A 13770-nucleotide genomic window follows, 5' to 3' on the forward strand; every position below is an offset into this window, starting at 1 on the left:
AAAAATTTCTCCTTATAAATATTTTAATTTAAATATTTGCTATTGAGAAATTTTTACACAAAATTTATTACACTTCCTAAACTCCTTCAGGGAATAAAGCAGTATGAGTAAATCCTTCATAATCTGCTTTCATTTTGGTAAGATTTTCTTTATAAGATTTTGTTTGTTTTGGATATTTTTGTTTATTTGATCCATCGATTAAATTATGAGCTGGTCCGTAGAAAGCATCGTCTGCATATTGCGTTAGAAAGACAACGCCACCTTTACCAGAAATATCTTTTCAATCTCCTTTATTGGCTGTTGTTGCAAAAATTCCTACTGCAATACCATATTCATTAAGAGCTAATGAGCCAGAAGAACCTCAAAAGAGACCGGAATTACTTATAAGACCTTGATAACCAATCCCTTTCATTGTTCTATTATTATCAAGTTCAGATTTAACATCTTGGCCATTAGTAAAGTTTGCTCTTTGTGCAAATGCTGCACTGTCTCTTTCTATATTTTTGGAGTAATTACGCATTCAAAATTGTTGATTGTCTGTTGATGGATAACCAGCAATGTATATTGATTTAAGATTTGCGTGAGAACGATTTTTAGAATTATATTGATTAATTTTAGCATCTTCTTTATTTAATCATTGACTTGCATAATCAATATCAAGATAAGGAATAGAATTATTTTCAACATTAGGTATATTATTTTTACCTTTTGATCTTGTGATACTATTTTTTAATGCAGCAATTGCATTATCTATTTTAGTTTTAAATTGAGTTAAATTAGCATCTGTTGCATTTTTCAAATTATTATAGTGAATTTTTAATGAAAAGACTGCAAAATCTTTTCCTACAACTAAATCTTTATTTTTGTCTTCTTCTTGTTTTTGAGCACTTTCTACTAATTTTTTATTTGTTTGATCATCAAAGAAATTTGTAGCAACAAAGACTGTTTTTGGATTATCAAAAACATTTGTAGTTTTAATAAAACCATTTAATGTTGTGTCATCATACTTTGTAGTTTGTGCTGATGTTGCATTAGTATAATAGATTGCTTTATTACCTTGTCCAGGGTGTTCCAAATTATTTATTGAAGCATTATTTGCTATGTTTTTAGGAGCAAAACCGATGTTAAAACTTTCAATTGAATCTGTAGAATTTTTAGAGAAATAATCAGGAAAATCAGTTTTTCATTTTTGATCTAAAACATTATATGCACGTTGATACACGTGAGCATTAGTAGCAAGGAAAAGAACTAATTCATCAGAATTTTCTTGATTATTTTTTCAAGCATAATCCAATAATCAAGCAGTACCATTTGGATTATTTGCTATTACACCAGATTGATTATCTTCAGGATCAACTCCGTTAGAATTAAAGGAAATTGCAAAACTTCTATCTAAAATTTCATTATAAGCTTCACTTTCAGAAATAATTAAATCAGAATCTTGTGGACCTAAATCATCCCTTTTTATTTGATCTTCTCTTTCTCGTTTTTCTCTAGCTTCTCTTAATTGTTTTTCAACATTGGAAGGATCAAAATAAGGTGGCATTCCGTTGTTTGGGTTTTCTTTTGGTGTTTCGGTTTCTGGGAGATTATCTTTAGGATTTGTAACTGGCTGTGTTGGTTTGGGTTCTTTTGAAGGAGGATTTTGAGGGTTTTCTGGTTTGTTTTCTTTACTTTTTTGTTTGTAAAAGAAACCAAAACCAAAGGATTCTTCTATATTTTTGATTTTAAAAGCTCAATACATTCTTGTTGGTTGGAGAGTTACAGAACTAACAGAAATATCACTAGAAAGTGTTAAATTTTGTTCTTGTAAAAATTCTTTTAATATTTCTAATTGTTTTGCATGAGAGATTTTATCAATCTTTTTTTCAAAAAATTTAGAAATATTTTTTTCTTCATCAGAGAATGTTTTCTTAGCATTCTTTAGAGTTTTATAGTCATTGGATTTTTCATATTGATGTTCATTGGTTGGTTTCACAGAAATTTCATTTTTAGTGTTTGAGCAAGAAAAAAGCATTAATGGAGTAAAAGAAGCAAGTGGAATAAATAACTTTTTAATAAATTTTTGTTTTTTCATTTTTGTAAAATATAAAAATAAAATCTAAAAAAATAGATTTTATTTAGTTAATTATTTATTTTGAATTGCTTTAATTCCAGGCAATTCTTTCCCTTCTAAGAACTCAATAGAAGCTCCACCACCTGTTGAAATATGACTAAATGCTTGTTCAAAACCAAGTTTTTCAACTGCCGCTACAGAGTCTCCCCCACCAATTACAGAGTAAGTGCCATTTAGTTTAGAAATTGCTTTTGCAACTTCTTCTGTTCCATATTTAAAGTTAGAAAATTCTGTTACTCCCATTGGTCCATTTCAAAGAACTGTTTTAGCACCTTCAAGTTCTTTTTTAAATAATTCTATTGAATATTTGTCAATATCTAGTCCCATTGTGTTATCAAGAATTTGTAAAGGATTTGAGTCATTTAAAATTCTTGGTTGATCTTCAAAAGATTTACCCATAGCGTGATCAACTGGTAAAATAATTTTGTTTTTGTATTTATTTAAATATTCTTTTGCTAACTCAATCTTATCTTCTTCAACAAGAGAAGTTCCAATATTAAAACCTAAAGCTTTATTGAATGTATAAGCCATACCACCACCAATAATAACTTTATCCGCTTTTTCTAAAAGTGATGATACAACACCGATTTTGTCTGAAATTTTAGCCCCACCTATAATTGCAACAAAAGGTTTTTCTGGATTTGTAACAATTTTGGAAAGTGCTTTCACTTCTTTTTCTAATAAGTAACCCATTGCAGATTCTTTGATGTTAGAAGCAATACCCACATTTGAAGCGTGTGCTCTATGAGCGGTTCCAAAAGCATCATTAATAAATACATCACCTAAAGAAGCTCAGTATTTTCCTAATTCTGGATTATTTTTTGATTCAGCTTTATCATTTAAATCTTCAAATCTTGTATTTTCAAATAATAAAATTTGCCCATCTTTTAATTTTTTAATTGCATCTTCAAGTTTTTTTCCTTTAGTTTCGCTAATAAAAAGAACTTCTTGATTTAATTGTTTAGAAAGTTCAATAGCAACTGGTTGAAGAGATTTTTTTGCTTTATCTGCTTCTTCTTTAATTCTTCCAAGGTGAGAAAAGACAATTGCTTTTCCCCCTTCACTAATAACTTTTTTAATTGTTGGAAGAGAAGCTACAATTCTTTTTGTAGAAGTAATTTTACCATCTTTAATTGGAACGTTAAAATCTACTCTTATTAAAACTTTTTTACCTTTTAATTGTAGATCATCAATTGTTTTTTTAACTGTTGATTTCATTTATTCTCCTATTTTTTATTTTTATTAATAATATTATAAAACTTTTTTATTATTATAGTTATTTTTTATCTTTAATATTTAAATTATTTCACTGGTCAATGTTGTTTTCAATTTTGGCAAAAATAGTTTGTTTATGATCTATTTTGGAACTTAAATAAGTAAAAATTATGTCTGCAATGATAAAGGCAGAAATTTTTGAACCAATTGAACCAATTCTGTAATTTTGTTCAATACTATCTAAAAATATTACGTTTTGCACATTTTTAGTAACAGTTATTTTGCTATTTTTAGTCCATATGCTTGTAGCAATGGAAAATTTGTCTAAATACTCCTTTATTTGTTTAATTTCTAATGTTTTGCAACTTTTAGAAATTAAAGTAATATGCATATGGTCTTTTAATAAGTTACTAAAAGAAAAAAATTCGTGGATATCATTGATAAAAATAGTGTTAAAACCTATTTTTCTTAAATTGGTTGCAAGGTATTTTGCTACAAGAGCAGATTCTCCAACACCAAAGAAAATTGTCATTTTCCTGTATTTTAAAAGGGTATTAATATAATCTGTAATGTTTTTTTCTAGATTTAAATTAGTTAAAGTGCTTTCTAAAGAAAAAAGATAATGTGATTTTATATTATTCATTACTTGAGTTAAAGTTAAATTATTTTCATCTTTAATATCTATTTCTAAATCTTTTTTATATTGAATTCTTTGAGATACATAAATTTGTAAATCTTTAAAACTAGCAAACCCTATTTTTGTTGCAAAACGCGAAACAGTAGATTGAGAAATATCTAATTTTTTAGATAAATCTGTTGAATTTGTTTTAATAAAGTTAAAAGGTTCTTTCTCGATAAAATTTCAAATTTTTTTAAAAGAAGAAATAGAAAAGTTCTTTTTATCAATTTCTTCAATTAAATCCTTGTCAAAAATTAAAATGTTTTTATTCATATTGCTTTAATTATATTCATAACTTAAGAATTTGATTAAAAAATTCAAGTCTTTTTATAACTTGAACTTTTTAATTATTCTAAAGGAGCACCGATGTTTGCGGTTATTTGGTTATTTAAAAGTTCTGCTTCAACACCAATAATTACTTGGAATGAATTTTCAGAAATTTTAATTAATCCAAAAGTTCCAGCGCTTTTCATCAGTTTTTCATCGATTTTAGAACCATCTTTAACAATATATCTTAATCTTGTTGAACAGTTATTGTATTCTACAATATTTTCTCAACCACCAAATGCTTTTATGATGGTTACTGCTTTTTTAGATAAAGTACTTTTAGATTTAGAATCTGTTTGTTCTATTTTGCTTGATTTTTGGTTTTCTATTTCTTCATCAGCAATTTTTCCTGTACCTCTACCTGGGGTATTTAGATTTAATTTTTTAATTAATAGTGTTCCAACAAAGAAATATGTAGTTGCTGTTAAAGCACCGATAGGAATTATTCAACCTGGGTTTGCAAATACTTTATTTGCTCCAGTAAATCCTGATTCTTTAATTATAGCAAGTGATTTAGGAATACTTAAAATGTAATCCATTAATCCAGCTGAAAAACCAAATCCTAATTGAATTCCAAATGCACCTGTTATAAAAGCAAAAATACCAGTTAAAACAGCATGTACAACAAATAATAATGGTGATGCATAAAGGAATGCAAATTCAAGTGGTTCTGTTATTCCTGAAAGGAAACTTACAAGTGCAGCAGAACCAAGAAGAGCTATAACTCTGATTTTTTGTTCTTTATTTTCTGCTGTATATACAAAAGCTCCAACTAATGCAGGTAATCCAAACATCATCATTGGGAAGAAACCTGATTGGAATAATCCACCTGGGTTGTTTTTAGCAACTCCTTGTAAGAAAATAAAGATATCTCCGTTTACAACTTCATCTGCTTTTCCACCTTCTTTAGCAAAACTTCCTAATTGGAATCAGAATAAATTATTTGGGATATGATGTAATCCAAAAGGGATTAATAGTCTATTTAAGAAACCATAAACCCCTTCAATAGAAGCTCTTGTGAATCTGACTGAAAGTGTATTTGCTTCTCCTGGACTTGTTGCATCAGAAAGCAATTTAGATAGTTTGAATATTACAAATGCTACTCAAGGGAAAATTAGTGAATAAACAACTGAGAAAATTACTGCAAAAACAACAGCTAATGAAGGTATTAGTCTTTTTCCTGAGAAAAATCCAAGCACTTTTGGTAATTCAACCATATTAGTTTTATTATAAATTCAAGCAACAAAAGAACCAACTATAATTCCACTTAAAACATTGTTTCCAAGAATTGCTTCGTATTTACCTCTAAATAACGCTTCAAATCCAAGCACTATAGTTTTTGAATCTTTTGCTCAAGATTCTCCTAAATTAATTTGAGAATATAAAGCTGTAGTTAAAATAGGAACGAGTTTTGCAACTATAAACATTGCAACAGCTCCTGAAAAAGCAGCTTCTCCCCTTCTTGATTTAGTAAATCCAAATGCTAAACCAATAGCAAATAGCAAGTAAAGATTTGAAAAAACAAGATCTCCAGACTGAGTTACAATATTTTGAATAAGTTTAGAAAATGTAGTATCTTGCGGAACATCAGCTCCGATTCTTAATAAAATAGCAGCTATTGGTAAAATAGCTATAGGGAATAATAAAGCAGTACCAATTTTTCCAAGTCTTTCTAACATTTTTTTGAAAAAACCTGAACTTGCTTTTCCAGCATTCATTGTTTTTAAACTACTCATTTTTTTGTTTTACTCCTTTCACTTTTTTAATAAAGAATCCATGTATAATAACAGTTGAAAGAATTGATCCAAAGAAAACAATTACAAAAACCAAAACAAAAGAAGCAATTACATCTGCTCTAACTTTTAATGCTGCTGCTTGAAGTTCAGCATTGTTTAAATTTGGTTTTGTGTAAAGAGTTAGCAATAAAACAACAGTTATTAGTAAAATTGAAAACAAAATTCATAGTGAAATGTATATTCATTGAATTTTTTCAATCTTTTTAAAGTCAATTTTTTTGAAAAGAGACATTTACTTTTCCTCCTTAGTGTTAAATAAGTCTTTAACAATTAAATTATTATACATTTTGAACTTTAATGAAATAAAATAAATATTTTATGCATTTTTTTTGAAATTTAATGAATATTTATAAATTCTTATGCATAATTTATGCAACTTTTTTTTATTTTGTTGATAAATTGTAAAATAAAATAAGGTGAAATATGACAATAATAAAAAACTGCAAAATAATTAATCCAGAATATACTATTGACAATGCAAATATTTATTTAGAAAAAAATAAAATATTAAAAATAGAACTAATAGAAGGACAAGGAAGTAATTTAATAGTTCCAGGTTTTGTTGATTTACATATTCATGGAATTGCAAATTATGATGTTATGGATAATAAAGAATCTTTATATAAAGTTTCTAAAAAATTAGCTAAACTAGGAACAACTTCATTTATGCCTACTGCAATGTCTAAACAATGAACTAAAATTTTGGACTCTTTAAATTTAATGTCTCTTGTAGAAAAAACAGTTTCTAGAAATTTAGGAATTCATTTAGAAGGTCCTTTTATTAATTTTGATAAAAAAGGAGCTCATAGTGCTGAATTTTTAAAAAAAGCAACTAAATTTAAAATTCAAAAACTATTATTTGCTTCCAATAATAAATTGAAAAGAATTTCCTTTGATCCTACAATGGCAAATTTAGATATTTTAAAATTTATGAAAAAGAAAGAAATTTTTCCTTCTATAGGTCATTCATCTGCATCATTTACTTTAGCTTCTAAATATTTTGAAAATGGGTGTGATTCAGTTTGTCATTTGTGAAATGCAATGTCTGGAGTGGATTCAAGAAATCCCGGAATAGCACAAGCAACCTTATCAAATAAAAATGTTTATAGTGAAATGATTATTGATTTTATTCATATTAAAAAAGAAACTGTAAAATTCACAATTGATATAAAAGGAGTGGATAAAATTATTGCAATTTCTGATGCTATTAAACCTGCTTATTATAAAGATGGAGAGAGTGTTTCTGGTGATCTTGTTGTTTATAAAAAGGCAAAAGTTATCAAATTACTTGCAACAAATACAATAGCAGGTTCAGGAATAGTAATACATGATGCATTTAAAAATATTTTAAAATTAGGTTATTCTTTAAATGAAGCTGTAAAAATGACTTCATATAATGCTTTTAGATATCTTGGAATTCAAAATTTAGGTAAAATTGAAGAAAATTATTTAGCAGATTTTTTAATTTTAGATTCAAAAAATTATTCAATAAAAAAAGTTTATATAAATGGAGAAGTGGTGAAATAATGAAAATATTTATTAAAAATAATGAAGAAAAAGTAGCAGAATTTACTGCTAATTTAATAAAAGAACAAATTTTTAAAAAAGAGGATTTAAAAATTTGTTTTGCTACAGGAAATTCACCTATTTTAACATACAAAAATCTTATTAAAATGTATAAAAATAAAGAAATTTCCTTTGCAAAAGTCACATCTTTTAATTTAGATGAATATGTTGGAGTTTCTAATGAAAATCCTTGTTCTTATCATTATTTTATGTATCAAAATTTATTTAATCATATTGATATTGTTAAAAAAAATATTAATTTACCTAATGGAATTGGTGATATTAAAAAAAATTCACTTATCTATGAAGAAAAAATAAAAAATAGTGGTGGAATTGATTTAATGATTTTAGGAATAGGAACAAATGGACATATTGCATTCAATGAACCGGGTTCTCAAATTTATGATAGGACAAGAGAAGTAACATTAACAGAAAGCACAATTCAATCTAATAAAATATATTTCAATAATGAAAATGAAGTTCCTAAAACAGCTATTTCCATGGGGATTGGAACTATATTAGAAGCAAAAAAAATTCTTTTAATTGCGACTGGAAATTCCAAAGCAGAAGCAATTAAAAGAATGATAACAGAAGAAATTTCTGGTAATTTACCTGCAAGTTTTTTAAGATTACATAAAGATGTAACTATTATTTTAGATGAACAAGCAGCTAAATTATTGGACTTTCAAAATAAAGAAAAATAAAAATTTTAAATTATACTATTTTCTTTCCCAGTTGAAAGTTTATATTACCGATTTTACTTTATTTTAAGGCATTTTAGTCTTTTTCTCTTTATACTTTACTTGTTAAATTAGTAAATATTAAAATAATAAAAAAGATATAAATTTGTAAAATTTAACCTATTAATAAAGATGATATTAAACAACTTTGCAAACCTTGAATTTAAAAACACCACATACTTTTGTGGTGTTTTTGAAATTATAATAAATCTGCAGGTTTTTCAGAAAAATGTTTTGCTCCATATCGTTCTGGGAATAAGTATGAAAGTAAACGAATTTTTTCATAAAATGAATAAGGATTTTGAGGATTGTGTCCGTTACCAATGTAACCAATTCTTTGTCCATCCAGTAACATAATTGAAGCAGTTCCTTGTTCTGCAGTTTGTCCATCTTGATCTTGTGTTACAAGTCCAGCTAAATTACCTTGACTATCAAAAACATTAGAACCTGATGAACCAGCTGCAAAATCAACACTATTTCAACCATATACAATGGTTTCATTTTTATGATTTAAAGAACCAAGACTATTAATATTTCCTTGGAATCTGAAGTTTCCTAATAAATATTCACGGAAACGAGTTTGTCCGTTTTTGCCTACTGGAGAATCAGGGTTTTTAGAATTTTGTCCTGGCATAGAACCAACAAGTCAATTTAAATTGTTGTAAGCATTTTGATGTAATAATTCATTAGAAATTTTAATTTCTTTAGCAGTTTTTCAGTTTAAAAAGAATTTAATAATTCGTTTTTGATCATCACTGAGTTTTTTACCTTCAAAGGTAAAATCAGTGCTATCTATATTTTTGTTTGCAAAATTATTTTCAAATCAAGAGATGTCTATAATTGCAACAGTGATATCTGAATATTTTTCACCTCTGCTAAGTGGATTTCCATAGTTATCGCGAAAATCTTGAAAGTAAGGATCTTTATAGGAATCTTCATCAGATTTACCATTTGCAAAAAAGTGTGAAACCATTTCAATACTTAAATTATTAATCATATTGTGCCCTAAACCATGATTTTCTAAAATGGGTTCTTTATTAGGTGTATTAGCAGTAGGTCTATTTAAGAAAATAGGAGATAGGATATTACTTCTTGTTCTTTTTTCAATGTTTAATCCATCTAGTGATTGACCTGCTCTTACTCATGAAGGACTAGAACCATCATCTAGCAAATCGATATTATGGGAGTTAGAGACAATGTAGTAACGATGATCGTTTGGATCATCTGGTTTTACTTTGTTGAATAAACCTCATGTTCCTCTTCCATGGTAATCAAAAGCGAAAGTTCTTTTTCTTACATCGTTTAATACATCAAATTTATCTTCTAAATAAAGGCGTTTAACAATTCCTTCTTCAGTTTTTAATTTTGATGTTTGTTGAAATTTATCATAGGAAGAATTGTTTCTTTTTCCTTCTTCAGCTTGCTGACGTGATTGGATAGTTTCAGTGAGTGAAATTGACATCGAATCTTTTAGTGCTTTTGCTAGATATGAAGGATTTTTAGTTGGATTAACTTTATTATCAACATAGTTCATAGTTAGAAAGACATTTCCAACAAAAGCTGTTGATTTATTTGCTAAAATATGCTCAGATAAAATATCTGTGAAATAAATATCAGAATTTTTTGGAATTACTTCTAATTTTAACTTTTTATTATTTTGATCATAAGTAACTTTAAAGGAATATCTATCTTTCATCATTGCAGCTAGAGTTTGATTAAATAAAGCATCTTCATTTCTTGCGGTAATTGTAAAACTTGCATCTTCAATTGTGTGTCTTTCTAAAAGTTCTTTAAAAGAAACTGAAACATTTACAAAGGATAACAACCCACGGGGAACTGGAACTGAAGAATTTCGATTAGTTTTAGTTGTAATAATTTTAGTGTTTTCTAATTCAAATCTAAAAGTAAAATATGTTTCATTTTGAAAATTTTCTCAGTTTTTATATTCATCTAAATCTTTTTCTATTCAAATTGAATGGTGATTTTCACCAAAGTTAAAAATAGTTTTAGCAAGAATTTCACGTGGTGTAAAAAAGTAATAATCAAGTTCTTTTCCCGTATCATCGACAAGTATAAAATCTTTTTTAGCTAAGGTGCTATCATCTTCAAGTGCACGATATTTTCACATTCTTTCATATTCAACTAAAGCATAATGGTTTTGAAGTGAGTAAGGAATTTTGCTTTTGCTTTCATGGTTTAATCAATATCCAGTTAAATCATCAACAGTTAAGTTTTTACTTTGAGTAATTAAATCGCTATTGTTATAAGTTGTAATAGCGTTAGTTTGATTATTGTTAGTTAATAAATAAGGACTACTTCCTTTTGTTGAATAATTAAAGTGATATCTAAATGATTTTTGTGCATTAGCAGAAAAATTAAATTTATCATAATACATATCCATTCTTTGTTTTTCTGTTGCATATATTTTAGAAATAGTATATTTAGTGTTTTCAAAATAACCAGAAATTTGGAATTTTCAGAGTTTTTCAAATGGCACAATTAGTTTTAAAGTAGTTGGTAAAACAAATTGATATGCTTCGAGTTTATCAGCTTGCACTTCAGGTTTTAGTTCAAAAATAATTCATTTGTTTTTGAATAATTTTAAATCTTCATTAGTAAAATCAAATTTTGCTGATCCATATAATTTTTTGTTATTTTCATCGATATAAGTAGAAAAATTAGTTAAATTAAAGGTTTTTGCTGATACATTTGTCTGAAATTTATATTTATCTAAAAAAGAAAAACCTGTTTGTTCATCACCTACTTGAGCTGCTGTAATAATGTATTTAGATAGGTTTTTAGGTAAAAGCGATACATTGAATGAAGCGTTTTTATTAGTTTTATCAACTGTTGCTTCAATAAGTTTTGAATAAGGATCAAAAGGATTTAAGTTTTTAACTAAAAGTTTAATTGAATTAATATTTTCATTAAGACTTTGTGAATATTTAACAATAACTTTGTTATTTTCTACTTTTGTTGATAAAACGTCTAAAACAGGATTTTGGTAATTATTAGTAAGAGTTCCTGAAGCACTATTAAATCCTGGAAAGCCTTCTATATCATAGTAATTAGAACCACTGTCACCATTTTTTTGTAAAACTAAATCTACATAATTATCTCATATAAATGATTCATTTTTCTGTAAAAATACATTATATTTACGAGCATTTGTTGAACCCTCTAAAGCACTACGACTAAATTCTTTGTATTGAAAAGAACCGTTTTGTTTATATTTTATAAAATATTGTGGAAAGTTTACATTTGAATTTTGATTTGATTTTTTTGTTGCAATAAATTCCAGGGAAATGAGACCATTTTGATATCTTATAGCTTTAAAATTATTTTCACTACTAAATTCAAAAGCATTTGATTCAGTTGTATAGTTTTTATTTTCAAAAATACTATTTAATCCACTAAAATGATTTATTTTATTTGAATTATTATATAAACCTGTTATTTTTACAAACTCATTTGCAGCTAAACTATTAATTGTAAAAGTTACTAAATTATTAGTTACAACAGCATTAACACCTGTTTCAGAAACTGTATTAAGTTGTTCTTTAGTGGCTTTTTTGTATTTTAAAGTAAGTGAAGTATTATCACTTAAATCAACTGTTTTAATTTGAATTTTGATAGTATTATCAGCTATTGTTGAGTTGATAATTTGTGTATTTTTTGGTGGATTTAAAACTTCGTTTGAAACTTGATTGTAATCACTACTTTCTATAAAAGTAAAGTATTGATTTAAGGAATTGTCTGCTTTAATTGTTGCATCAGTTGAATCTGTATATTGATTTACATTTAATAAATCTTGACTATATGTTCCGAAAACGTGACTTTCATTAAATACTTTTTTAAAGTTTTCACTAACAAAAGCTTCTGAATTTGTATTTAATGTTGTGAAAGTTGGATTATTAGTTGGCAAATTTAAAGTTACATTATTTAATTTTAAAGATGTTAATTTATAAGTTGTATTAGCAGTTAAATTATTAAAATTTAAATATAAATTACTTCCTTCTCTAAAATTTGTAACTTTTAAATTAACAGAATCTGATAATATAGCATCAAAGGTATGTTCATTTGGATCGTGTAATTTGCTATTAGAAGAAAATGAAATTCTTAATGATGCACTTGTTTTAGAAACTTCTGTTAAAGAAATAGAATCGATAGTAAATTGATCATTTTCTGGTCTTGGTTTTTCAATGGGGTTACTACTGTTATCGGGAGTAGTTGGTGAAGGATTTTCGCCTTTTGGATTATTTTGTTCAGGTGGATTCTGTGAATTATCTGTTCCGCCAAGATTATCACCTGTTCCTGGATTAGTTTTAGGTGGTGTCTCAGGTTCTGGAGAATCAATTTCAGGATTATTTGTTTTGTTAAAAGTAATTGTTAAATTACTGTGATATTGATTATTTGCAATTTCTAAATATGAAATTGCCAATTTATTATTATCTGGTTTTGTTATGTTTGAAATATCAAAGGTTAATATTTGTGTATTTGCATCATATAAAGAAGAAGTAAAAACGGAATCAATATTTTCAAATTTTATTTTTGCTGTATTTGCAAACATTGTTTTATTTGCATTAGCAAGTTTTACATATAATTTGCTATTATCTTCAGAAAGAGATAATTGAGTAATTTGTGGTTTTTTGCTTATATTTGCTGTATGAAAGAATAATTTATTGTTGTCACTATTTGATAATTTTAAAATAGTGTTTCCAACTTTGAGTTGTGATAAATGATAATCTGTATCTGGAGTAAGGTTTTTAAAACTAATAGTAACTACATCGTTTTTAGAAGTAATTGAAGCATTTGAGTTTGGGTTTAAAGTTGCTGATAATTTGCTTACATCTAAATTTTTATTAGTCAATTTTAAAGTAAATGTAGCACTATTTGAATCTGAATTAACACTCAAAATCTCTGCATCTGTTTTAACTTCTTGATTTTTTAATGTTTTGAATCTCAATTTTTCTTTATCAAATTGAGAAAATTTTAATTCAGTTTTATTAGCAAAAATACTATCAACTTGATATTCAGTATTTTCTTTCATATTTTTAAAAGTAATAGTTAAAATATTAGAAGAAATGCTAATATGTGGTTTATCATATTGTGTAGGTTTACTTAAATATAAAGAAATTTCAGAAGTTTTGTAAGTTTTAGTTAATTTTATTTTAATAATTGCAGAATTATTGTCAACATGAATAGATTCTACTTTAGCATCAAAAGTTTGTTCTTTTGTTATTTCGTTATTGCCACATGCTATTGTTAGTAAAGAAGCAGCAATAGTAATAGAAACACTCGGAATTAGTAATTTTTTTATTTTTTTCATTC

Annotated in this window: 8 protein-coding genes; 2 read left to right on the top strand and 6 right to left on the bottom strand. The window is 26.4% G+C overall.

Annotation, left to right across the window (positions count from 1 at the left end; translation table 4 throughout):
* Positions 1–76: 76 nt before the first annotated feature.
* The 5 genes from ACXX86_RS00345 to ACXX86_RS00365 form a co-directional block, all read right to left on the bottom strand.
* Positions 77–2077, bottom strand: a complete 2001-nt coding sequence (locus ACXX86_RS00345; RefSeq protein ID WP_458560927.1) for an MIP family Ig-specific serine endopeptidase — start codon at positions 2075–2077, stop codon at positions 77–79.
* Between the two features lie 51 nt (positions 2078–2128).
* A complete protein-coding gene (locus tag ACXX86_RS00350; RefSeq protein ID WP_458559317.1) occupies positions 2129–3334 on the bottom strand; it encodes a phosphoglycerate kinase in 1206 nt (401 codons plus the stop codon).
* Between the two features lie 58 nt (positions 3335–3392).
* The gene (locus tag ACXX86_RS00355; protein ID WP_436358534.1) at positions 3393–4283 is read right to left on the bottom strand and encodes a MurR/RpiR family transcriptional regulator; all 891 of its coding nucleotides are present in this window, start codon (positions 4281–4283) and stop codon (positions 3393–3395) included.
* Positions 4284–4357: 74 nt separating this feature from the next.
* A complete protein-coding gene (locus ACXX86_RS00360; protein WP_458560341.1) occupies positions 4358–6073 on the bottom strand; it encodes a PTS transporter subunit EIIC in 1716 nt (571 codons plus the stop codon).
* A complete protein-coding gene (locus tag ACXX86_RS00365) occupies positions 6066–6365 on the bottom strand; it encodes a hypothetical protein (protein ID WP_458557239.1) in 300 nt (99 codons plus the stop codon). The genes ACXX86_RS00360 and ACXX86_RS00365 overlap by 8 nt, the downstream gene beginning before the upstream one ends.
* Before the next feature lie 191 nt (positions 6366–6556).
* On the opposite strand from ACXX86_RS00365, the gene nagA reads away from it, so the two are divergent.
* Both nagA and nagB read left to right on the top strand, forming a co-directional pair.
* Positions 6557–7660, top strand: a complete 1104-nt coding sequence (nagA, locus tag ACXX86_RS00370) for an N-acetylglucosamine-6-phosphate deacetylase (protein ID WP_458560928.1) — start codon at positions 6557–6559, stop codon at positions 7658–7660.
* A complete protein-coding gene (gene nagB / locus ACXX86_RS00375) occupies positions 7660–8403 on the top strand; it encodes a glucosamine-6-phosphate deaminase (protein ID WP_436358530.1) in 744 nt (247 codons plus the stop codon). Before nagA ends, nagB begins: the two co-directional genes overlap by 1 nt.
* Before the next feature lie 235 nt (positions 8404–8638).
* On the opposite strand, the gene ACXX86_RS00380 is transcribed toward nagB, so the two are convergent.
* Positions 8639–13768 carry a hypothetical protein gene (locus ACXX86_RS00380; RefSeq protein ID WP_458560929.1) on the bottom strand — a complete coding sequence of 1710 codons (5130 nt, stop codon included), beginning with the start codon at positions 13766–13768 and terminating at the stop codon, positions 8639–8641.
* Positions 13769–13770 lie beyond the last annotated feature (2 nt).

The sequence above is a fragment of the Mycoplasma sp. CB776 genome, from assembly GCF_054343395.1.